Genomic DNA, 20,967 nt, shown 5'->3' with positions numbered 1-20,967 from the left:
GCTACCCAAACCGCCTGCAATCGTTCGGCGAGACCATGACGCACGCCTTCGACCCAGCCGGACCCGACGGCCACCCACGGATCGTCGCCGATTTACTACGACCCGATGCCTACGACCCCCCGGCCGACGACGTCCGTCTCCACGAGACGCACAGCTCGTGGGTCCTGCTCGCCGGCCCCTATGCCTACAAGCTCAAGAAGCCGGTGAACCTGGGTTTCCTCGATTTCACCAGCATCGAGCGGCGTCGCGCCGACTGCGAAGAGGAGCTGCGGCTCAATCGGCGGTTCAGTCCACAGATGTATCTGGGAGTCGTCGAAGTTACCGAGCAGGATGGCCGTTACCGGATAGGCGGCGAACCCGGGTCGGGCGAGCCGGCGGTGTGGATGCGGCGTCTGCCTGACGAGGGCATGCTGCCGGCCAAGCTCGCGCGCGGCGACGTCGACATGCGTCTCGCGCGACGAATCGGCCGGTCGCTGGCCAAGCTGCACAGCCGGACCGAAACTGGTCCCGACATCGATGTGCACGGGCGCCCCTCCAGTGTGATCGCGAACTGGCGGGAGAACTTCGACCAGATAGTTCCCTTCGTCGGTCGAACCATTTCGAGCGACGTCAACGAGGACATCCGAACCTACGTCGACCGGTTCGTGCACGAGCAGGCGTGGCTGCTTGAGCGGCGCGTGGCCGAGGGCCACGTGCGGGACGGCCACGGTGACCTACACGCCGCCAGCATCTGCGTCGTCGACGGCCAGATCCTGCTGTTCGACAGCCTGCAGTTCGCGCCGCGCTATCGGTGCGCCGACCTGGCCTCGGAAGTGGCTTTTCTGGCAATGGATTTCGAGTACCACGCTCGGACGAACCTGGCCTGGGGGTTCGTCGATTCCTACGTGCGCGCCAGCGGCGACGACGGACTGGTCAGTCTGCTCGACTTCTATACCTGCTACCGGGCCTACGTGCGCGGCAAGGTCCGCAGCCTGCGTCTCGCACAGGCCGAACAGGCATCCGGTGGTGAAGCGCGTCAGCTCATCGCCGAATCGCGGGCGTATTTCGATTTAGCGTGGGCGCACGCGGGTGGCCTACCCCACCGACCGATGGTGGTCACCATGGGCCTGCCGGCGAGCGGCAAGACCACCCTGGCGCGCGCGCTGGCCGGCCGATTGGGCCTGGTGCACCTCTCGTCGGACGTGGCGCGCAAGAGAATGGCGGGCATCGAGCCCACCCGGCGCGGTGACGATGATTTTCGCTCGGGGCTCTACGATCCGGCCATGACGCGGCACACGTACGCCGCGCTGCGTCGCGACGCGGCGCGCTGGTTACGCCGCGGCCGCGGCGTGGTCGTCGATGCGACATTCGGCAATCCGCGCGAGCGGTCCCGGCTGCAGCAACTGGCGCACCGGCTGGGAGCCAACCTGAACGTTGTGCTGTGCGAGGCGGACGACGCCACCCTGATCGCACGACTCGAGCGGCGCGCCACCGAGCAAGGAGTTGTCTCGGATGCGCGGATCGAGCTGTGGCCCGAGCTGCGGGCCGCGTTCACGCCTCCCGATGAGCAGCCGTCCCTTCTGCGGGTCGACGCGACGCGGGATATGGAGGAGACCGTCGAGCAGACCCTGACGCTGCTGCGTGCCGCCTACCGCTGACGAAGGTGTCCGCCACCAAATGATCTGCGCGCCTTTATATTTGGCCGATCTGGCCGATCACCGGGTAGACGCGCTGCCTCGTCGCCGTGGCGTGCGGTGCGCTTCGAGAACGTCGGCGTTGGCCAGGCTTTGCGCCTGAGCGGCCAGTGTCGATGCTCTGTTGGCATACGCAACGGCGTCGCCGTCGTTGCTTGTTGCCACACCGTGCGCGGCCGCCAAGTGCCGTTTCGCGTCGTCGAGCCGCGCCTGGGCCTCGGAACCGATGTTGGAGCGATAGCTGGCGACATAGTCGGAGATTTGACGCACTCTGGAATCCGCGACGGACAACGCCTGCTGCACCGGATGATCGCCGCCGCCAACATCCAGCTGTCCACCACTGCGGGCGGCGCGCCGACGGCGGCGTGCACGCAACAGCACCAGAAGCGATGCGGCCAAAAGCACGACCACGATGACGCCGACAGCGATCAGCGGCCAGATCGGCTTCGACGAGCTCGCCGGCTTTGCTGAGCTCGTCGATTTGTCCAACCCATCGGCTGCGGCGACCGCGGCGCCGCCCCAATTCTTCGCGCCCAGTACCGGTTCAATCTGGTTGGTTTGCAAGCTGTTCAGCTCGGCCGGCGTCAGGACCTGCACCTGCGGCGGCACGCTGAACGCGTACAGCTTGGTGTTCGTGGCCACGGCCAGCAGCGCGTCATGGTCGCCCAACCCGCTGACACTGCGGGTCCGGTCGGCCCAGTTGTCGGGTTTGAACCGGTTGAAGTTGTCGACGTAGACCACCCACAGTTGGATGTGGCGGTCGCGGTTGAGCCGGTCGATGGCAGCGCTGACCGCCGCCCGGTCGGACGCCGTCAACACCCCGGTGCTGTCAGTGATGTGATCGGTGAGCTTGGACGGCGGTTGCGCCCCGGCGGGAGATGCCCACAGCAGACCCGCCGTGAGAATTGCCAGGACTACGCCGAACAGGCGAAAAACCCGCATATGGGTAATCTAGCCGCCTATTCATGGCGGCGTGGGCCGGCTACAAACCCGCAGCCAACAAATCGTCGGTCCGGTGCCGGCACCCCGATGACCAGCGCAATTCGTCCGCATCTGACGCGCCACGGGACACCCACGCGTACTGGACACCCTATGGTTAAGCGCGTAACCTCTGTCGCGCGACGACAGCATTTCCCGCGAGTGAAGGGCCATGAGGAACATTGAGCAACACCATTGCGGTCTTTAACCCGTCCAACGAGGAGCAGATCGCGGAGGTCCCCGATTCGGACCAGGCGGCCGTCGACGCGGCGGTGGCCCGGGCACGCGAAACCTTCGAGTCGGGCGTGTGGCGCAAGGCGCCCGCGTCGCACCGCGCCAACGTCCTCTTCCGCGCCGCACGCATCATCGAGGAACGCACCGACGAACTCGCGGCGCTCGAAGCCCAAGACAACGGCATGAACACGACGGCCGCGCGTCACATCATCCCCGTGTCGGTGGACATGCTGAAGTACTACGCCGGCTGGGTCGGCAAGATCCACGGTGAGTCGGCCAACCTCGTCTCCGATGGCCTGCTCGGCACCTGGGAGACCTACCACACCTTCACCCAGCTCGAGCCGGTCGGCGTCGTCGGCCTCATCATCCCTTGGAACGGGCCGTTTTTCGTCGCGATGCTCAAGGTCGCGCCCGCACTCGCGGCGGGATGCAGCGCCGTCCTGAAACCCGCCGAAGAGACGCCGCTCACCGCGCTGAAACTGGAAGAGATCTTCCGCGAGGCGGGTCTGCCCGACGGCGTCCTGAACGTCATCACCGGCTACGGCGAGACGACGGGTGCCGCACTGACCGCGCATCCCGACATCGACAAGATTTCGTTCACCGGGTCGACGGAGGTCGGCCGGCTGATCGTGAAGGCGGCCGCGGGCAACCTCAAACGGCTGACGCTCGAGCTCGGCGGTAAGTCGCCGCTGATCATGTTCGACGATGCCAACCTCGACAAGGCCATCATGGGGGCCGGCATGGGTCTGCTCGCCGGCTCCGGCCAGAACTGCTCGTGCACCTCGCGCATGTACGTGCAGCGCGGCATCTACGACCAGGTGGTCGAGGGCCTGGCCGGGTTCGCGCAGATGCTGCCGATGGGCGGCAGCGACGACCCCGATTCGGTGCTGGGCCCGCTAATCAGCGAGAAGCAGCGCAAGCGCGTGGAAGGCATCGTGAACGACGGCGTGGCCGGCGGCGCGCAGGTGATCACCGGCGGCAAGCCGATGGACCGCAAGGGCTACTTCTACGAGGCGACGATCGTCACCAACACCACCCCGGACATGCGGCTCATCAAAGAGGAGATCTTCGGCCCGGTCGGCTGTGTGATCCCGTTCGACGACGAGGACGAGGTGATCGCCGCGGCGAACGACACCCACTACGGGCTGGCGGGCTCGATCTGGACCGAGAACCTCAGCCGCGCCCATCGCATGGTGAATGAGCTTCGCGCCGGCCAGATTTGGGTGAACTCCTCGCTGGCGGCCGATCCGTCGATGCCGATCAGCGGGCACAAGCAGTCGGGGTGGGGCGGCGAGCGGGGCCGCAAGGGCATCGAGGCCTACTTCAACACCAAGGCCGTCTACATCGGCCTGTGATCGAGGTGGCGCGCAGCCGCTCGACGAAATGATCGGGCCGAGTTAAAGACTGGGCTGCGCCCATGTCGGCTGGCATGGTTGCGAGTTGTGCGGGTGTGGCTGAGTGGTTAGGCAGCGGCCTGCAAAGCCGTATACACGGGTTCAAATCCCGTCACTCGCTCCAAGGCAGACCGAGCTGGAGCGCCGCTACGAATCGTCCACGGCGTCGAGGTAGAACCATCGGCCGGCGCGACGCTCGAAGCGGCTGCGCTCATGCATGCTGCCGGCCCGGCCCGCGGACTCGTATCGGGCCGTGAATTCCACTTCCCCGGCATCATCGCCAGGCCCACCCGCCAGGGTGTCGATCACCTGTAAGCCGGTCCAGGTGATGCCCGGGTCGACGGTCACGTCGGCCGGGCGGGTGCGCGGGTGCCACGTGCGGAACAGGTAGGCGGCGTCACCGTAGGCAAATGCCGAGTACCGCGACCGCATCAATTCCTCGGCCGTCCGGGCCTGGGACTCACCCTCGTGAAGCGGGCCGCAGCAGGCGGGATAGCTGTTATCGCTGCCACACGGGCACGGTTCGTTCATACCAAAAGCCTGACAGAACGTTACGGGGACGCGGCGTCCTGCAGCACCTGCTGCAGCTTGTCGAGCGGATCGCCTCCCGAGGGATCAAGCCGGCGTGGTGGGATCTCGCGGTCGTCGGGCGCGACGGCGGCGACCGGCGGCGGTGGTGGAGGTGGCGCCGCCGGGGGCGGCGGCGGGGGCGGTGGCGTTGCCGGGGGCGGGGCGTTAAGCGCAGTCCTCTTGGCCGCCAATCGGTTTGCGGCATCGTCACGGATGGCATGGCGCTGTGGGTCCGGGTCGGTGTTGCCGGCGAAGCACGCTTGCGGCGCGGCGTCGACGATGGCCAACGCGCTCGCGTAGCGCTCGTCAGCGCGTGTGCGGTCCCCTGCCGCCGCGGCCCGGTCGCCCTGGGTTTCGCGGACCAGTTCGAGGTTGACGCGCACCGGGCAGGAGCCCGCCACGTCGGTTCGGGCCAGCGCGTCGGCGAAGTGCGCGTCGGCATCCTCGAGCCGGCCGTCGAGCACGGCGGCTGCGCCCGCGGCGAACGGCGCCCTGGCAGGTTCCACCACGTTGGCGAAGCCGAGGATCGCCGCGTCGGACCGCACCGTGTCTCCGTCGCGGCTCGCGAACGCGTGGGTCGCTGAATTGCCCACCAGCACAACTGACAACAGCTTGATAGCGACCAGCAGCGCGACGCCGGCGACCGGCGCCGAGTAGATGAGCAGCCGCCGTCGCAGCCGCAATCGAGCAGGTCTGCGCGTCATGATGCCAGGTCCCGTCGGGCAATGCGGCCGCGCCGGAACTCTCGGACCGACAGGTAGATCTCAGCGAGCAGCAGCGCCGCCGCGAGCAGCGCGGGCAACCAGTACAGCTCGGTCCGATCGGCGGAATCCCCGCTGCTACCCGGTGTGTGAGGCAGTCCAATCTGGAAGGGTTGACCGAGCTCGCGGTGTACGTACGGGACGCCGAGTTGTGCTGCGATTCTGTGCAATTCGGCTTCATCGATCGCGTCGCCGCTGCCGTAACCCAGCACCGCTCCCCCGGCAACCGAACCTGCCATGAGGTTGAAGTCACCCTGGGGGGCGCGCGAGCCTGGCGCCCCGGAGCCGAAGTAGAGCACCACGTTCCGCGAACCCGGATATTGTTGCGTCGCCTGGATCAGCTGGTATCGCAGCACGTTGTCCGCCGCGCCCGCGTTCGCGTCAAACGCCGCGTTCTGCGAGCCGAGCGCCGCAACGGTTGGACGCAGGCTCCAAACGTCCTCGGACAGCGGCCAATCCAGGGAGGCTTTCGAGGTGAAGCCGATGAGCGCATATCGTGCGGCGGGGTACTGCTTGATCACCGACGCGATGTCGTCGCGCATGCCCGCGATCCGCGGTTCGCCGTTGCCGTAGACCTCGGCGTTTGCGCCTGCCGAACGGTCGACGACCAGGAACACGTTGAGATTGGCGCCGGCTGCGGCCTTTGCGCCCTGGCTGTTTTGCTGGTCAAGAAGTGCCGGGCGGGTAGTCGCCGCGATGAGCAGCAGCACAGTCAACGTCACCCCGCCCCAGCGCAGTACCGCGCGACCCCGCCGGTGGCCCGCCGAGAGCAGCACCTGGCGCAGCGCCACCACCCGCGCCAGCAACAGCGCCCCGGCCACGACCGCAAGGATCGGCCAGGGCAGTACTGGTTGAAACGTCATCGGCGCAACACCAAGAGGGCCACCGACAGCACGGCCGCCGACAGCAACGCGATGACCAGCGGTGCCACCGGTGCGTCCCGGAAGTCCGCGGTCACGACCGTGCCATCGGCACGGCGCGCCGGTGGGGCGTGTGCGCGAATCTCGTTGAGCGCCGCGGTCACCGATTCGGCTCCGGGGGCGACGTACCGGCCACCGGTCTGGTTGGCGAGCGTGACCAGCGCAGCGCTCGCGGGTGAGGCGGCAGTGTCGATCACGTTGACTTGGGCCCCGACCCGCTCGACCAGGGACCGGACGCTGCCGTCGGTGAACAATGCGGGACGCGGCTCCCCCGCTGCGCGGAGACCCGACGGCCCGAGATAGATCACCGAGCGTCGGTGGGTGGTGCGCTGCTCGGCGGTAGGAAAGCCGGAGAGGCACAACGCAAGAACGTCATTCACGCTAGCGGCGTAGTCGGTGTACGGCACCGCTGGGGCGAACGACGCCGAAGGCGCCTCGTGGGCGGCGCCCGTGTAGTCGCCGAACCGGCCGGCGGCATACTGATGGTCGCGCGTCAGCGGCACCAGGCGGCGGTTGGCCGACGTCAGGCCGATGCGTTGGGCCTGAGGGGAATTCGTGGTCTGGCGCGCGAAGTAGTCGAGCAGGTCCGCCGTCGACGCGTCGGCCACTGGCTGCCCGACGCACAACATGATGTCCTCGGGGTGGGCGGCGTCGAAATCATTGGTCGCCACGCTCGGACGGGCGGCCGCCCACGTCGCGGCGGCGAACATGACCGTCAGCACCACCAACGTCACAATCGTCGACAACGTCCGCAGCCGCGCCACTTTCGCGTACTCGGGCAACCGGATCAGTCGTGCGACGTTGGCCAGCGGGCGCAGCTGCCGGCGGGTAGCGGTCATCGACAGCAACGCCGCCAGGGCGACAACTGCGACCAAACAGGTCAATCCGATGAGCGCGACCGGCCACCACCTCAGGTCCACGAGCGGATCAACTCCTGCGCCCGAGCGCTCGCGTCGTCGACATCGACCTGCGTCTCGGCGTTGAACTGCCCGTCACCAAGCCGGGCGAGCAGCGGCGCGGCCGCAGCCAGCTCCCCATCGGCCATGGCGGCGATCTGCAGATACTGCACCCGCGTGCCGGTCGCTTGATGCAGAAAACTGCGCAGTGTCCGGCTGATCGCCGCGCACGCAGCCGGAGCCGACATGCGGCCGGCAGTGTGCTCGTCGGCGATACCCTGCACACAGCGGGCGAATCGGTTGCGGATCAGCCAGGCATGCACTCGCCGCGCAACCGGGATGCGTCGTAAACGGTCGGATGGCAGCGTCCACACGAAAACACCCGCATACCAACCGAACACGCCAAGGATCACTAGCACGGCCAGCCACAGCCACCACGACGAGTACGGCTGCGGACCGAACACGTGGCGCAGCAGGTCATCCGGCACGGGCGGCCACCTCGGTCAGGCGAACCAGCTCGCCCCGAATGTCCTTGCTACCGGCGATAGTCGCGTACGGAATGGCGTGGCTGGTCAGGAACGCATCGAGGCTGTTGCGCCGCGCCTGCTCGGCACGGCGGTACGCGGTGACCACCCGGGGCCCGAGGTCGGCTCCGTTCAGGACGAAGCGACCGGTGGCGACGTCGTATCCGTCGGTGTTGTCGGGACCCACCGCGGGCATGTCGGACACCATCGCCCACATGATGTCGTGGCGCCCGGTCAGTCTGGTGAGCACTTCGCTGAGCCGGTCATCGACCTCCGGTTCGTCGGAGACGACGATGATCAGCATGGTGTGCCGGTAATGCGTTGCGACGTAGTCGAGTTGGGCGGTGATGTCGCTGCGACCGGGGCCGGTCGTGGTGTGTTGATACCAGCGGTGCAGCAGTCCCTCGATGTGCGACTCGCCGCGCCGCTGGGGGATGTTCACGCTGCCGCGGCGGTCGCCGTAGACCATGCCGATCTGGTCGGACCGCCGCAGGCCGATCAATCCCACCGCACCCATGATTTGCGCGGCGATGTCGCGTTTGCACTCCCCGCTCGGGGCGAGCGCCGACATGTTGCGACCGGCGTCGGCGACGAGCAGGATCTTGTGGTGCTTTTCGGACACGAACCGTTTGATGAGGACGCCGCCCGAGCGTGCGGAAGCCTTCCAGTCGATGTCTCGGACGTCGTCACCGGGAACGTACGGGCGTAGATCGTCGAATTCCATGCTGCGCGTATGCAATAGCGCGTAGCGGCCGCCTTCGAGCAGACCGCGGGTGTCGGTGCCGAAGTGCGCCTTGGCCCGGTTGAGGTGCTTACCCACGATGACCTCAGGGCACGCGAACGGCCCGCAGCGCGGCGTCGACCACGACCTCGGCAGTGATGTCGGCGCTGGCCGCTTCGAAGCCGAGGATGAGCCGGTGCCGCAGCACCCGGTGCGCCAGGTTCGCGATGTCTTCCGGAAGCACGTGTGCGCGCCCGGCCAGCACCGCCTGCGCCCGGGCCGCCTTGCAGAAGGCGATCGTGGCACGCGGGCTGGCACCGTACTCGACCAGGCGCGCGATCTGCTTGGGCAGCGCCCGCGCGGGGTGGCGGGTCACGTCGACCAGTTGGCTGGCGTAAAGCATCAGCGCACGGTCCATGTGGACGTGACGCACCACCTCCTGCAAGCGCAACACGTCGTCGAGGCTGACCACCGGCGCCGTCGGCTGCCCCCTGTCGTAGATGCCGGCGTCGATCCGCGTCATGACTTCCACCTCCTCCTGCGGGGAGGGGTAGCGCACGATCTCCTTGAGCAGGAAACGGTCGGTCTGCGCCTCGGAGAGCGGATAGGTGCCTTCCTGGTCGACGGGATTTTGGGTGGCGATGACCAGAAAGGGATCCGCAAGGGGGTGGACCTGCCCGGCGATCGTGGTCTGCCGCTCCTCCATCGCTTCGAGCATCGCGCTCTGTGTCTTGGCGCTGGACCGGTTGATCTCGTCGAGCAGCACGATGTTGGCGTGCACCGGACCCAGTTGGGTGACGAAAGAGTTGGTCGCCGAGTCGTAGATCTGGGTGCCGATGATGTCGCTGGGCAGCAGGTCGGGTGTGCACTGAATGCGTTGAAAGCGGCCATGAATCGACTCGGCGAGCACCTTGGCGGCGGTGGTCTTGGCCAGACCCGGCACGCTCTCGAGCAGGACGTGACCGCCCGCGAGCAGACCGATGAGCAGCGACTCGCGAAGGTCACGCTGCCCGACTATCTTGGCGGCGAACGCCTGGGAGATGGCGTCGACGATCCGTTGGACGCCGTCGAGTTCGCGCTGATCAGGTTGTATCCGTGCTGTAGACATACGCCCGCTGGGATACCCAGGTGCCGTTTTTCCACACTTCCGGCCGCACGACGCTGCTCGCGTCCGTTCCGCGTGTTCGCGAGCGCTGGACGACCGGCTACGGCTAGTTCTCTTGCGGGGGCCGCTTGATTTTGGCTTCAGCCTCGAGCCGCAGCCAGATTGCCTTCGCCCGTGCCTCCGCGGCACGAGCTTGGGCCTCGGCGGCTTCTGCTCCCGCCCAAACCTCGGCGGCCCGAGCGCGAGTTTCGGCCGCTTCCGCGCGCGCCCGCGACTCGGCGGCGAGGGCTTCGGCTTCGGCGGCTTCCGCGCGCGCCCGCTCCCGCGCCCGCGCCTCGGCGGCCAGCGCCTGGGTCTCGGCGGCTTCCGCGTGCGCCTGCGCCTCGGCCACCAGCGCTTCCGCTTCGGCGGCCTTTGCCCGCTTCCGAGCTTCGGCCGCAAGGGCCTCGATTTCGGCGGCTTCTGCCCGCTTCCTCGCCGCGGCGGCCACGGCTTGCGCTTCGGCGGCTTCCGCCTGCTTCCGCGCCTCGATGGCCAACGCCTCGGCTTCGGCAGCTTTTGCGCGTGCCCGTTCCCGTTCCCGCGCCTCGGCGATCAAGGCTTGAGTTTCGGTGGCTTCTGCCTGCGCCCGCGCTTCGGCGGCCAAAGCTTCGGGTTCGGCGGCTTTTGCCCGGTTCCGGGCTTCGGCGGCCAGAGCCTGGGCTTCGGCGGCTTTTGCCTGCTTCCGGGCTTCGGCGGCCAGGGCCTGGGCCTCGGCGGCTTCTGCCCGCTTGTGCGCCTCGGCGGCCAGCGCTTCGGCGGCCGCGGCTTCCGCGCGCGCCCGCTCTCGTGCGCGCGCCTCCGCGGCCAGGGCTTCCGCCGCGGCGACCTCCGCCTGCGCCTGAGCCTCGGCGGCCACCGCCTCGGGTTCGGCGGCCAGCGCTTCGGCGGCGGCGGCTTCGTCCCGCGCCCGCGCCTCGGCGGCCAGCGCTTCGGCTTCCGCGGCCAGCGCTTCCGCTTCCGCGGCCAGCGCTTCGGCGGCGGCCGCGTCTGCCCGCGCCCGCGCGGCGGCGGCCACCGCTTCGGCTTCCGCGGCCAGCGCCTGGGCGGCGGCGGCTTCTGCCTCCGGCCCCGCGTGAGCTTCCACCTTGAGTCGCGGCGGCTTCTGCTTGGACGGCGGCCTGGGTTTATTGACGAGCGGCTGACGGTTCCGCATCGGGGCGCCGCCCGCTGCCCGCGCCTTTTGCTCAGCCACTCTGTATGGGCCCGCTAGGAAATCGGTCAAGACCAAGGCCACGCCGACTAGCAATACCAGCGGCAGTGCCAAGGATGGGCGGGTGACCATTCCCCAGATACCGGCGACTGTCAGCGGCGCCGCGAGCAATACTGCGGCCCCTGGATACCGACCGCCTAGGTCGAGGATTGTTGCGGGCACTGCGGACGCGCGAGCGGCCAACGGGAGCCGATCCGGCCGACTGACGACGACTCTCTGAGACCCCAAGATCCCGCTCCTTTATGGAGATGCTGGCACATAAGACTACTGCGCTGTCGGCCGTTTCGGTGACTCAAATTTTCGTGTCGGAGTAGCAATGTCGCCGCAGTACCGTGGCCGGGCAGGGTGACTTGAGGGGTGACGGTAGTTTCGCGGCAAGGCGCGCGTGGGTGTGGCCGTCGAACGCTGGGATCTGGACGATCTGGCAGCGGTGCCGATGGGATGTCACAATCCGTCGTGAATTCCGTGCCAAGCCTCTACGCTGCCGATTAATCATGCTGCGTCTTCCGGCGAGGAGGTTGAGCGCATGGAGCCGTCGATGGCGTCAGATTATCCGTGTAGCAACGGATTCAATTGGGCTCAATTGGTGGAGATGCCGATCGTGAGCGATGAGTGGCATCATGGGCATCAAGTCCTCAATTTCTACCCGATGGACAAAGACTATCGAGAATCGCCGGCGGCGCTTTCGATGGTGACCGAGCACTTCGGCGATGCGAAGGCTCTCGACACCGATGCGGAATTGCTCAAATTCGGTTCTGACCACGTTACGGTGCGAGGCGCGTTTTTGGAGATGGGAGTTTGCACCGGCAGAACCATCAACTTCATTGCCGCGCTCAATCCTCGGCAACGTATCTGGGGATTCGATTCCTTCGACGGCCTTCCCGAACGGTGGGCGCGCACCGATATCACCGTCCCCCAAGGTACTTTCCGGGCGAACGTCGACGGGTGGATGCCACCGGTGCTCCATAACGTGGCTTTGGTCAAGGGCATGTTTCACGAAACCCTTCCGGAGTTCAAAAAGCGAGTCCTGAAATCCACTCCCATCGCTTTCCTACATGTCGATTGCGACATTTACACATCGACGAAAGAGATTTTCAACCAGCTGGTCGACAACATCGTGGCAGGTACCGTAATCGTATTTGACGAGTTTTATAATTACCCGGGCGCCGAGGAACAGGAGTTCAGGGCATTCCAGGAGTTTCTGGACCGGACCGGGAAGAAACCGGTCTACCTTGCCTACAATCAGTACTTCGAACAAGCGGTTGTCCAGATTGCCTGATTCGAATCGCGATGGCGCTCAAGCCGGCAAGCACTCGGCGTGCGCCAACCGCTTCGCCAGATACGGCGCCGTGCGGCTGTGTTTCGCACGTGCCACCTTCGTCGGCGGCCCCGCAGCGACGACCCGTCCGCCGTCGCTGCCGGCTCCCGGTCCCAGGTCGATCACCCAGTCCGCCCCCGCGACCATCCGCATGTCGTGTTCGGCCACCACGACGGTGTTGCCCGCGTCGACCAGGCGGTGCAGTTGACGGTCGAGCAGATCCACATCGGCGGGGTGCAGCCCGGTGGTCGGCTCGTCGAGCACGTACAGGGTGTGCCCTCGTCGGGGTCTCTGCAGCTCCGCGGCGAGCTTGATCCGCTGCGCCTCGCCACCCGACAGCTCGGTCGCGGGCTGTCCCAGACGGAGATACCCCAATCCGACCTCTTGCAGCGTGGTCAGGCTACGCGCTGCGCTGGCGACGTCGGCAAAAAACTCCGCGGCCTCATCGACGGTCATCGCCAGGACGTCGGCGATCGTACGGTCGCGGTAACGCACCTCGAGCGTCTCGTCGGAGTAGCGCGCCCCTTGACACTCCGGACATGTGGCGTATGTGCCTGGCAAGAACAACAATTCGACCGAGACGAATCCCTCCCCCTGACAGGTGGGGCAGCGCCCTTCGGCCACGTTGAACGAGAACCTGCCCGCTGTCCAGCCGCGGCGACGCGCCTTCGGGGTCGCGGCGAATTCACGGCGCACGGCGTCGAACAAGCCGGTGTAAGTCGCCAGCGTCGAGCGCGGCGTGCGTCCGATCGGGCGCTGGTCGACGGATACCAGCCGGTTGATCTCCTCGGCCCCCTCTGCCGTCACACCGACACTCGCGTCGTGATCGAGATCCAGGATCCCACTGTCGGTTTCGTCGTCATTGGATTCGGCCGGCTCGGCGGCTCGTCCAGTGCCGAGATGGCTGTGCACGACATCGCCGAGCACCTTGACGACGAGCGTCGACTTGCCTGAACCGGACACTCCGGTGACCGCGGTGTACACGCCAAGTGGCAGGTCCACGTCGAGGTCTCTCAAATTGTGGAAGCAGATCGCGCGCAGCCGCAGCCACCCGGACTGCGTGCGCGGTTGACGGGGTGGCGGCCCGGCTCCCTCGAAAAGGTAGTTGCGAGTGATCGACCCCTCGATGTCGGCGAGGCCCGGCACCGGCCCGCTGTAGAGCACGCCCCCGCCAAACTCTCCGGCCCCGGGTCCCACGTCGACTATCCAGTCGGCACGGCGTACCACGTCCATATCGTGCTCGACCACGAACAGCGAGTTGCCCGCGCGCCGCAGCCGATCGAGCACTTCGAGTAGCGGTTCGGCGTCGGCGGGGTGCAGTCCGGCCGACGGCTCGTCTAACACATAGAGCACGCCGAACAAGCCGGCGCGCAGTTGAGTGGCCAGCCGCAACCGCTGCAGCTCGCCGGGCGACACGGTCGGCGTGCGGCGACTCAACGTGAGATAGCCGAGGCCGAGATCTATGAGTACCTGCAGGCGTGCGACGAGGTCGGCGGCGATCATGGTCGCCACTTCCGTCAGCTCACCGGATTTCGTTGACTCGTAAGCGGCGGCGGCATCGGTCCGGGAAGCCGTCGGGCGCAACGTGTCAGCAAGGTCGGCCAAGGGCATCGCCACGTAGTCGGCGATGGTGCGTCCGGCGAATGTCACCTTCAGCGCCTCCGGCCGCAACCCGGAACCGTCGCAGACCGGGCACTCGACGCTGTCGACGAATTGCAATACGCGGCGCCGCATCATCGCGCTATGGGAGTTGGCCAACGTGTGGCGGACGTGGCGTTCGGCGCTGGAGAACGTGCCGTTGTAGTAATAGTCGGCCTGCACGGGGTGCTGGCTCGGATCGATTTCGACTGTGGGTTGCTCATCGGTGAACAGAATCCAATCCCGTTGACGCTTAGGGAGTTTCCGCCATGGCTTGTCGATGTCGTAGCCCAGTGTGACGAGGATGTCGCGTAGGTTTTGGCCCTGCCACGCACCCGGCCATGCGGCAACCGCACCTTCGCGGATGGTCAGCGACGGGTCTGGTACCAGTGTCTCTTCAGTCACCCGATGGATTCGTCCCAGCCCGTGGCATTCGGGGCACGCACCCACCGCGGTGTTCGGGGAGAACGCATCGGAGTCCAGTCGTTCCGTGGCTCCCGGCGGGTAGGTTCCGGCGCGGGAGAACAGCATCCTCAGCAGGTTCGACAGGGTGGTGACGGTGCCGACCGTCGACCGCGACGTCGCCGAACCCCGGCGCTGCTGTAATGCGACGGCGGGCGGTAGCCCGGTGATGTCATCTACTTTTGGCGCGCCGGTTGGCAATAGCAGGCGACGGGCGTACGGTGCGACCGATTCGAAGTAGCGGCGCTGGGCCTCGGCATAGATGGTCCCGAAGGCCAGCGACGATTTGCCGGATCCCGAGATTCCGGTGAACGCGACCAGCGCGTCGCGCGGCGCTACGACGTCGACGCCCCGCAGATTGTGAACCCGCGCCCCGTACACACGCACGCAAGGGTCGATTTCGTCCGTGCTTCGATCGGGTTGGGTCATCTTGCTCAACCGGATACCCCCAGTTGCGGCCGCACAAGCGCGATGCTTGCTGCTCGACACCGACTGGCCGGATCAGGTGTGCAATCGTTTTAACGCCTCGCCGGCCGGGAATTCCGCCGTGGCCATGACGGAGACATCCCCAAGCCGCATCCGCCTGAGTCATCACGTCGTGGAACTCGATGACGGGCGCCGGATCGGGCTGTCGGTATCGGGCAGGCGTTGTTCGTCGGCCATTCGATGGGCGGGCGAATGACCATCCAGCTGGCCGCACGCGCGCCCGAGCGGGTACTCGCCGCCGTGCTGTTCGACCCGGCGGCCGGAGCCCGGTTCGACACGACCATCCCCAAACTGGTGAAGTACCCGACCAAGGCGTTGGGCGCGGCCTACACGGCGTTCCGCGACACACTGGGTGACCCGACGCAGCTCACACCCGGCGAGCAACTCGGATACTTCCGCGTGCTGGCCGCGGTGGCGGTGCCCAACCTGCGGTATCCCCTTGGGGCCGTCCGAACCATCAAGGCCATCATCGAGTCCGGTGATTACACGCCGATGCTGCACACCATGCGCGACGAGGGGATGCCCACGATGGTGGTGCACGCCGAGAAAGACATGATCGTGCCGTTTTTACACGCGCGCGAACTCGCCAACGAGTCCGACGCCACGCTGTACAAGGTGCCAGAGGCGTACCACTCGTGGATGATCGCGAATCCGCGGCAGGGCGCCGACGCGTTTCGTCAACTGCAGGACGGCGAACTGGGCGTGGTGCTTCGCAACGCCGCCGACACGATGGGCATCGCCGACGTCGATGACCATGAGGCGTGGGAGCGCGAATTGCTGGACCCCGATGCGCTGGTGTTGAAGTTCATCCGCGGCCGCGACCGAATCGAGATCGGGCCCGAGGAGCTTGACCACGTAGACCTCGAGCTGGTGCGCCGTACCGAGCGTTCGCAGGAACGGATGTCCTGGGCTCGACGAACCTATCGCAGGTGCGCGGCCAAGCACCTGCATCAGGCGCGATCCCTGATTCGGCAGAACACCCGGATCGAGCCGGAGCACGGCGAATAGCTACCGGCGTCTGGCAGGGCGGGCGGGCTCGAACCCGCGACCAACGGATTATGAGTCCGCGACCAGCGTGACCGCGACCAGGAGAAATGGTTCTCTGAGACAGCTCAAATCGCCTGTAACACAGTTAAATTGACCGTTCCCGGTGCGGTTACGGTACGGCCTTGGTACGCCTACGAATCGCCCTCGGACGCCGCGACGACGCCGCGATGAGATGCGGCAGGGCGGTGTTAGCTCGATGCTCAGGTCCGACGATGCGGCCGATCAACCAGCACCCGCCGTCCGTCTCGCCACTGGACGACGCGAATCTGATGGCCGGTTTGCACGCCGGTGACCGGGTCGACACGAAAGCGACCGAACAAGGTGGTGGTATCGAGTCGTTGTGACGCGGCCAGCACCGGCAAGGATTCAACAGTGCCGGCTTCCTTCACACAGCGCTCCCAAACGACACCCGCGGCGAAGGCCGCAGCAGCCGGATAGGGCGGCTCAGTACTGTTCGCGCCCCGGTAACAACGGCTGAACCACTCGCTGTTAGGCCCGTCCACAGGATCATCTGTCCCGTCGTCAAACCACTGGCACGGTCCGTAAAACCGCTCAACGAGCTTACCGAGGGCATGCCGGAGCTCATCGACCCCCGCGGCGACCAATCCAACTGCACGCCAACGGCGTTCGCTTCCCCACTGTGCGATGGCGACGTCGTCGTCGAAGGAACCGGCCGATAACAGCACATCACCCGCCGGGACTTGCGCCAGCACGTCTCTCGCCCGGCCTGGCCGAAAAGTGACCGCCCGCCGCCGCAGACCAAGTCGCCGCGCAACCGTCGCCGCCCCTTCGGCCACCTCGCGACCAAACCCCGTGTCGACGTGCACTATCACCACCTCCGACCCCTTCCCAAGGCCGTCGGCGACAAGGGTTTCGAGCACTGCGGCGAGATAGCGGGAAGCGGGAGACTCCACGTTGACGACACGGGGATACGCCGGCCGCGCGAGCCGGGCGGTGGCGCCACCGTGGTTCCAGACGACCCCTTTGCTGGCGGCCGCGGCCGCGAGCGCGGGCCCCGAACCGTAGGGCCCGAACACCACGTCGGGCCGGCTAGCCTCGGCCGCCCGTATCGCGGACGCCGCGGAGGGGTAAGCGTCAATCACCTCCAGACTTACTCCGGAACGCTCGGCCCAGAGAGCAAGAGCGCTCGCCCCTGCTATCCCGAATCTGACCAGCGGCCCCGACAGTGGGGTAACTAGGACGGCGCGCGCTGCCACGCGCACAATTTAAACAGTGTGGCGAAACCGAGCGCGAGCTTCGCGCGGCTGCCGCGTCGGAATTCAGCCACGGGGGGCGGGGCTACGCGCCGAACTACAAGCGCGGACTTCGTCGCCGGAAAGCTGTAGTAGTTACTCACGCTTCCGTTAAGTGACGAACGCGCGCACTATGGAGGGGTCCGCGGTCTCACCAGGACGAGAAGGGGGCGGGCGATGAAGGCGCATGTCGGCGACTACCTCGTGGTAAAGGGCACAACCGCGGAACGGCATGATCAACATGCTGAGATCATCGAGGTGCGCTCACAAGACGGCTCTCCGCCATACGTGGTGCGTTGGCTGGTGACTGGGCACGAGGCGACGGTGTACCCCGGGTCTGACGCGGTGGTCGTCACCGCCGCCGAGCACACGGAGGCCGCACGACGCACTGCCGCGCGGGCCCGCCACGCGGCCACAACCCGCACAACGGTTCCGTGAGATTTGTTGGGCCAAGAGTAATTCGACGAGAGTCAGGTGTGTTGGCAACATGGCCAGCTCGCCTGGTTTCGGCCGCGCATCGCGCACGACGGCGCCTCCGGTGTGCATGTAGTGAAAGAGTCACGCGCACAATGATTTCGGGCAGTCGCCGAGCACCGCTCAGGCCACCGTTGGACACCGACGAACCGCCCGAAGACAGCTCTAACGAATACTGCCTCAGCTTAGTCTGACGCCTGAGCCCGCCCGCCGGGCGCCGCGACGGCACACCGTCTCGGTGATCTAGCCCTGTCCAGCTTCGACATCTCGGTCTTCGAAGCCGCAGCTCAGGTGGAGGGCATAGCGGCTTCGTCGTCCCGAGTCCCGGATGCTTGCGGTGTTGCTCGTTCCAAAAACCGGAGCAGTTCGACGGGGAAGGGAAGCACCAGGGTCGAGTTCTTCTCCGCGGCGACCTCGACCACGGTTTCCAAGAGCCGCAACTGAAGCGCAGCCGGGTGCACGGCCATCGTCTCGGCCGCTTGGGCCAGTTTTTCAGACGCCTGTAGTTCACCGTCAGCGGTGATAACCCGAGCGCGCCGCTCACGCTCCGCCTCGGCTTGGCGCGCGATCGACCGCTTCATCGAATCCGGCAGTACTACATCCTTAATTTCCACGCGGTCGATGTGAATACCCCAGCCCACCGCGGGGCTGTCGATCATCAACTCCAGTCCCTGATTGAGACCCTCGCGGTTGCAGAGTAGGTCGTCCAGGTCGCTTTTGCCGATGATTGAACGCAGCGATGTCTGGGCGACCTGGCCAATAGCGGACACATAGTCCTGTACGTCGACAACCACACGCACCGGATCCGCAACCTTGAAATAGATGACAGCATCCACACGCACGGTCACGTTGTCGCGCGTGATGCCATCCTGGGCCGGCACCGGCATCGTAATGATCTGCATGTTCACCTTCTTGAGGCGATCCGCGATTGGAATCAGCATCGTGAGCCCCGGTCCACGGACCCCGGTTTGCGCACGTCCGAAACGAAAGACGACGCCTTGTTCGAATTGCTTGACGACCCGAACGTTTGTGCCCAACCAGAGCACACCAAGGCCGAGCGCTGCGGCCAATGCGTAAAGGATGATCATTATGTCCACTTCCACCCGGGCAAGACCGTCAGTGCTTCTCGGCGAGTGCGGGCGACTTACAGCCGATGAAACGTCGAGACCCCTCCAGTATGGGCCGATCACTGCAGACGTGCTGGGACCTGGGCTGGGCACCGCGTGGGCCCATCAAGACCGAGTCGCGGGTCGACGTGCCGAAAAGTGGTCAGAAAGTGCCGATGGGGCCCGTCGTTTTTGGCGGTGTCGCGTGGGCAAAGAATCGCGGCGTGCGGGCCGTAGAGGTCCTCATCGACGACGGCGTGTGGCAGCCCGCTGGACAGGGCGCGAGCTATTCCAACGAGACGTGGCGGTTGTGGAGGTTCCCATGGCAGGCGAAAAGCCCAGGGAAACACACCATCACCGTGCGCGCCACCGACAACACCGGAGGCACCCAAACGGCAGATCAGGTTGGTACCGTCCCCGACGGCGCCACCGGCTGGCACACGGTGGACTTCACGGTGGTGGAGACATGAAGCGCTATTTTGACGAGAGTTTCCGCCAACTGAATAGCGCAATCACGATGCCGATCAGCACCGTGATCGGACCAATGATGGACCAGGTCGTGGTGTTGCTCATCGGGCTCCCACCAAGCACTCCATATCCCTGGAGCGCCCAGATCAGACCGAACACTGCGACAATCAACCCAACCGCGAATGTAACGACGAAAGCCCTTCGCATACAGGGATCTACGCGCCGGAGAGGGGATGTCGCGCCCTTGACCCAGCAGACCGCGCAGGCCATGGCTGGTTTTGCCCCAACCACTTCGACAACACCTACATAAAATGCGCTAAATACGAATATTGCTGCGCCGCAACAGATTTGCGTAGTCCGTGCAGCCTGAGACCTTCAACGGCTGGCACGCGGGTGCCATGCCTCAGGGTTGTGGCCGGCCGGCTCGCGGGGAGGCACACTAATAGACAGCCAGGCCTGCGCGGGTGCGCTTGGCGGCCATCAACCGGGCACAAACACATCCGGGAGTAATCGTCGACCCCGGTCAGCGCCTTGGCGCTGGTGCCATCGGCCAGCGCGAACCCGCCCACGATTTCCATCGCCACAGCTCCATCGGCCGCGCCGCGTTCCCCGCGTTTCGACTTGCGCGAGCGCGGTCGCGCACACTGGGGCCGAGCTTGAGCCGCACTCGCTCGATGCGAGCCGTCTGACAGCGCTGGTCGTCGTGCCGGCGGCGCTGTCGTCGCCGACCTGTGCCGGCCCAGGCTTCTCTGATTCTCGGTGGCCGACCACACCCACCAGTGTCAGCAGATCCGAAGGCGGACCACCTCGACGAAGTGATAGCTACGAGGGCAGATCCACCCGCAGCGCCAGGTGCTCATCGAGTATCCGCCGCAGCGCGACGTCCATCGGATGAGCGGATGCGAGGTCGCGGCCGAACCGGCTGTCCACTACGACCACCGCGCCATCACGCAGTTCGGCGGTGTCGACCTGGTCGACGAACGGGTCGAACAACGCTGTCGGCGTGGCCAGGTAATACAGCGCCCGGCGCGACTCGCTCAACCCGGCGGCATACATCAGTCCGTTTTGGGTGATCACGAATGTTTCCGAGGTGATCGTGGCGGTCGGGGTCTCGGCTTTGCCCCAAGCCATTGCGGCGCGCCGGGCTTGTGCTAAATGATCCGGGACGTCGTCAGTCAGCGCGAGCCACCGTTCGACGAGTCCTCCGCCCGTTCGCCGATATGCGCAGGTGGCGGGTCTGAAGTACCGCTGGAAGATCTCGCCGAAAAAGTCGTACAGTTGCTCGCGCATCGCGCCTCCCCAGGTTTCAGACGCACACCTCAATTGTGCGCCCGAATTGTCAGCTGAGCACGAGTTTGGTTAGACCGGCTGCCTCGCGGGTGTCGACGTCCCTGGTCGCGGGGAGCAGGGTCAGCATCTTCTTCCGGGGTGCGAGCTCGCGCAGGTGCGCCATTATCCTCGTCGAAGTTGCCCGGCTGCACCACGAACTGACGCCGTCGCTGAGGGCGGATGCTGCCCCAGTCGCGGAGGGACTTGACACATACAGGGCCAGGGTAAAAGGGTCCGGAGTCTCCGGACTCACCGGGGCGGTTCACCTCTTGCCTCAGGTTCAACTGGCCTCAGTCGGCGCCGCTACTGGAGGACCCGCCGCAACCCGCGTCGACACTGAACCTGCCGACCCCTGAAC

20 protein-coding genes, 1 tRNA gene and 2 pseudogenes are annotated in these 20,967 nt (G+C 66.3%); 8 read left to right on the top strand and 15 right to left on the bottom strand.

Translation table 11 applies throughout. The annotated features are described in order from the left end of the window. Positions 1-35 precede the first annotated feature (35 nt). Positions 36-1,637 carry a bifunctional aminoglycoside phosphotransferase/ATP-binding protein gene (locus MTY59_RS18345; RefSeq protein WP_221042404.1) on the top strand — a complete coding sequence of 534 codons (1,602 nt, stop codon included), beginning with the start codon at positions 36-38 and terminating at the stop codon, positions 1,635-1,637. 57 nt (positions 1,638-1,694) lie between these two features. On the opposite strand, the gene MTY59_RS18340 is transcribed toward MTY59_RS18345, so the two are convergent. Beyond that, a complete protein-coding gene (locus tag MTY59_RS18340) occupies positions 1,695-2,615 on the bottom strand; it encodes a TPM domain-containing protein (protein WP_221042403.1) in 921 nt (306 codons plus the stop codon). 218 nt (positions 2,616-2,833) lie between these two features. Between MTY59_RS18340 and MTY59_RS18335 the strand changes: the two genes are divergently transcribed. Together MTY59_RS18335 and MTY59_RS18330 are read left to right on the top strand one after the other, a co-directional pair. After that, on the top strand, positions 2,834-4,240 hold the full coding sequence (locus MTY59_RS18335) for an aldehyde dehydrogenase family protein (protein WP_221042402.1): 1,407 nt from the start codon (positions 2,834-2,836) through the stop codon (positions 4,238-4,240). 89 nt (positions 4,241-4,329) lie between these two features. Continuing rightward, a tRNA-Cys gene (locus tag MTY59_RS18330) sits at positions 4,330-4,403 on the top strand. 23 nt (positions 4,404-4,426) lie between these two features. On the opposite strand, the gene MTY59_RS18325 is transcribed toward MTY59_RS18330, so the two are convergent. The 8 genes from MTY59_RS18325 to MTY59_RS18290 all read right to left on the bottom strand — a co-directional run bounded on the left by MTY59_RS18325 (position 4,427) and on the right by MTY59_RS18290 (position 10,971). Further along, positions 4,427-4,810 carry a YchJ family protein gene (locus MTY59_RS18325; RefSeq protein WP_221042401.1) on the bottom strand — a complete coding sequence of 128 codons (384 nt, stop codon included), beginning with the start codon at positions 4,808-4,810 and terminating at the stop codon, positions 4,427-4,429. A 20-nt stretch (positions 4,811-4,830) separates the two neighbouring features. Further along, positions 4,831-5,553 (bottom strand): hypothetical protein, encoded by a 723-nt coding sequence (locus tag MTY59_RS18320; protein ID WP_221042400.1) that lies wholly within the window; start codon positions 5,551-5,553, stop codon positions 4,831-4,833. Further along, positions 5,550-6,473 (bottom strand): vWA domain-containing protein, encoded by a 924-nt coding sequence (locus MTY59_RS18315; RefSeq protein WP_221042399.1) that lies wholly within the window; start codon positions 6,471-6,473, stop codon positions 5,550-5,552. The genes MTY59_RS18320 and MTY59_RS18315 overlap by 4 nt, the downstream gene beginning before the upstream one ends. After that, positions 6,470-7,450: a hypothetical protein gene (locus MTY59_RS18310; RefSeq protein ID WP_221042398.1), complete on the bottom strand. Its 981-nt coding sequence runs from the start codon at positions 7,448-7,450 to the stop codon at positions 6,470-6,472. The genes MTY59_RS18315 and MTY59_RS18310 overlap by 4 nt, the downstream gene beginning before the upstream one ends. Beyond that, the gene (locus MTY59_RS18305) at positions 7,441-7,914 is read right to left on the bottom strand and encodes a hypothetical protein (protein WP_221042397.1); all 474 of its coding nucleotides are present in this window, start codon (positions 7,912-7,914) and stop codon (positions 7,441-7,443) included. The genes MTY59_RS18310 and MTY59_RS18305 overlap by 10 nt, the downstream gene beginning before the upstream one ends. Next, positions 7,904-8,770 carry a DUF58 domain-containing protein gene (locus tag MTY59_RS18300; protein ID WP_221042396.1) on the bottom strand — a complete coding sequence of 289 codons (867 nt, stop codon included), beginning with the start codon at positions 8,768-8,770 and terminating at the stop codon, positions 7,904-7,906. Before MTY59_RS18300 ends, MTY59_RS18305 begins: the two co-directional genes overlap by 11 nt. 7 nt (positions 8,771-8,777) lie before the next feature. After that, positions 8,778-9,779, bottom strand: a complete 1,002-nt coding sequence (locus MTY59_RS18295) for an AAA family ATPase (RefSeq protein WP_221042395.1) — start codon at positions 9,777-9,779, stop codon at positions 8,778-8,780. A 103-nt stretch (positions 9,780-9,882) separates the two neighbouring features. After that, positions 9,883-10,971, bottom strand: a complete 1,089-nt coding sequence (locus MTY59_RS18290) for a hypothetical protein (RefSeq protein WP_221042394.1) — start codon at positions 10,969-10,971, stop codon at positions 9,883-9,885. A 658-nt stretch (positions 10,972-11,629) separates the two neighbouring features. Here MTY59_RS18290 and MTY59_RS18285 point away from each other — a divergent pair. Continuing rightward, entirely contained in the window at positions 11,630-12,307 is a 678-nt protein-coding gene (locus tag MTY59_RS18285; RefSeq protein WP_221042393.1) for a TylF/MycF/NovP-related O-methyltransferase, read from the top strand. A gap of 18 nt (positions 12,308-12,325) precedes the next feature. Here the strand turns inward: MTY59_RS18285 and MTY59_RS18280 are convergent, their stop codons facing one another. Then, positions 12,326-14,875: an excinuclease ABC subunit UvrA gene (locus tag MTY59_RS18280; RefSeq protein ID WP_221042392.1), complete on the bottom strand. Its 2,550-nt coding sequence runs from the start codon at positions 14,873-14,875 to the stop codon at positions 12,326-12,328. A 46-nt stretch (positions 14,876-14,921) separates the two neighbouring features. Here MTY59_RS18280 and MTY59_RS18275 point away from each other — a divergent pair, with 46 nt between their 5' ends. Both MTY59_RS18275 and MTY59_RS18270 read left to right on the top strand, forming a co-directional pair. Beyond that, entirely contained in the window at positions 14,922-15,128 is a 207-nt protein-coding gene (locus tag MTY59_RS18275) for a hypothetical protein (RefSeq protein ID WP_221042391.1), read from the top strand. Then, positions 15,125-15,940: an alpha/beta hydrolase gene (locus MTY59_RS18270; RefSeq protein WP_250160595.1), complete on the top strand. Its 816-nt coding sequence runs from the start codon at positions 15,125-15,127 to the stop codon at positions 15,938-15,940. The genes MTY59_RS18275 and MTY59_RS18270 overlap by 4 nt, the downstream gene beginning before the upstream one ends. A 239-nt stretch (positions 15,941-16,179) precedes the next feature. On the opposite strand, the gene MTY59_RS18265 is transcribed toward MTY59_RS18270, so the two are convergent. Further along, the gene (locus MTY59_RS18265) at positions 16,180-17,196 is read right to left on the bottom strand and encodes an ABC transporter substrate-binding protein (protein ID WP_221042390.1); all 1,017 of its coding nucleotides are present in this window, start codon (positions 17,194-17,196) and stop codon (positions 16,180-16,182) included. Between the two features lie 213 nt (positions 17,197-17,409). Between MTY59_RS18265 and MTY59_RS18260 the strand changes: the two genes are divergently transcribed. Continuing rightward, a complete protein-coding gene (locus tag MTY59_RS18260) occupies positions 17,410-17,670 on the top strand; it encodes a DUF1918 domain-containing protein (RefSeq protein WP_221042389.1) in 261 nt (86 codons plus the stop codon). Between the two features lie 323 nt (positions 17,671-17,993). Here the strand turns inward: MTY59_RS18260 and MTY59_RS18255 are convergent, their stop codons facing one another. Further along, positions 17,994-18,794 (bottom strand): SPFH domain-containing protein, encoded by an 801-nt coding sequence (locus MTY59_RS18255; protein WP_221042388.1) that lies wholly within the window; start codon positions 18,792-18,794, stop codon positions 17,994-17,996. A gap of 122 nt (positions 18,795-18,916) precedes the next feature. Between MTY59_RS18255 and MTY59_RS18250 the strand changes: the two are divergent. Beyond that, positions 18,917-19,282: pseudogene (locus MTY59_RS18250) on the top strand (molybdopterin-dependent oxidoreductase); the annotation flags it as partial. Between the two features lie 4 nt (positions 19,283-19,286). On the opposite strand, the gene MTY59_RS27420 reads toward MTY59_RS18250, so the two are convergent. The 3 genes and pseudogenes from MTY59_RS27420 to MTY59_RS18240 form a co-directional block, all read right to left on the bottom strand. Continuing rightward, complete coding sequence (locus tag MTY59_RS27420; RefSeq protein WP_250160594.1) at positions 19,287-19,487, bottom strand: hypothetical protein; 201 nt, start codon at positions 19,485-19,487, stop codon at positions 19,287-19,289. Positions 19,488-19,737: 250 nt separating this feature from the next. After that, positions 19,738-19,915: pseudogene (locus tag MTY59_RS18245) on the bottom strand (IS481 family transposase); the annotation flags it as partial. Between the two features lie 187 nt (positions 19,916-20,102). Further along, on the bottom strand, positions 20,103-20,570 hold the full coding sequence (locus MTY59_RS18240; protein WP_221042387.1) for a glucose-6-phosphate dehydrogenase: 468 nt from the start codon (positions 20,568-20,570) through the stop codon (positions 20,103-20,105). Between the last annotated feature and the right edge of the window lie 397 nt (positions 20,571-20,967).

The sequence above is a fragment of the Mycobacterium senriense genome (assembly GCF_019668465.1).
GTDB classification, from domain to species: domain Bacteria; phylum Actinomycetota; class Actinomycetes; order Mycobacteriales; family Mycobacteriaceae; genus Mycobacterium; species Mycobacterium senriense.
This window is presented reverse-complemented; position numbering and strand designations above follow the sequence as displayed.

Coding starts and splice junctions, on each gene's coding strand:
- MTY59_RS18325 (WP_221042401.1), bottom strand. CDS start 4,810: ATGAACGAACCGTGCCCGTGTGGCAGCGATAACAGCTATCCCGCCTGC.
- MTY59_RS18240 (WP_221042387.1), bottom strand. CDS start 20,570: ATGCGCGAGCAACTGTACGACTTTTTCGGCGAGATCTTCCAGCGGTAC.
- MTY59_RS18290 (WP_221042394.1), bottom strand. CDS start 10,971: ATGCGGAACCGTCAGCCGCTCGTCAATAAACCCAGGCCGCCGTCCAAG.
- MTY59_RS18260 (WP_221042389.1), top strand. CDS start 17,410: ATGAAGGCGCATGTCGGCGACTACCTCGTGGTAAAGGGCACAACCGCG.
- MTY59_RS18280 (WP_221042392.1), bottom strand. CDS start 14,875: ATGACCCAACCCGATCGAAGCACGGACGAAATCGACCCTTGCGTGCGT.
- MTY59_RS18315 (WP_221042399.1), bottom strand. CDS start 6,473: ATGACGTTTCAACCAGTACTGCCCTGGCCGATCCTTGCGGTCGTGGCC.
- MTY59_RS18255 (WP_221042388.1), bottom strand. CDS start 18,794: ATGATCATCCTTTACGCATTGGCCGCAGCGCTCGGCCTTGGTGTGCTC.
- MTY59_RS18320 (WP_221042400.1), bottom strand. CDS start 5,553: ATGACGCGCAGACCTGCTCGATTGCGGCTGCGACGGCGGCTGCTCATC.
- MTY59_RS27420 (WP_250160594.1), bottom strand. CDS start 19,487: ATGCGAAGGGCTTTCGTCGTTACATTCGCGGTTGGGTTGATTGTCGCA.
- MTY59_RS18270 (WP_250160595.1), top strand. CDS start 15,125: ATGACCATCCAGCTGGCCGCACGCGCGCCCGAGCGGGTACTCGCCGCC.
- MTY59_RS18345 (WP_221042404.1), top strand. CDS start 36: ATGACGCACGCCTTCGACCCAGCCGGACCCGACGGCCACCCACGGATC.
- MTY59_RS18295 (WP_221042395.1), bottom strand. CDS start 9,779: ATGTCTACAGCACGGATACAACCTGATCAGCGCGAACTCGACGGCGTC.
- MTY59_RS18340 (WP_221042403.1), bottom strand. CDS start 2,615: ATGCGGGTTTTTCGCCTGTTCGGCGTAGTCCTGGCAATTCTCACGGCG.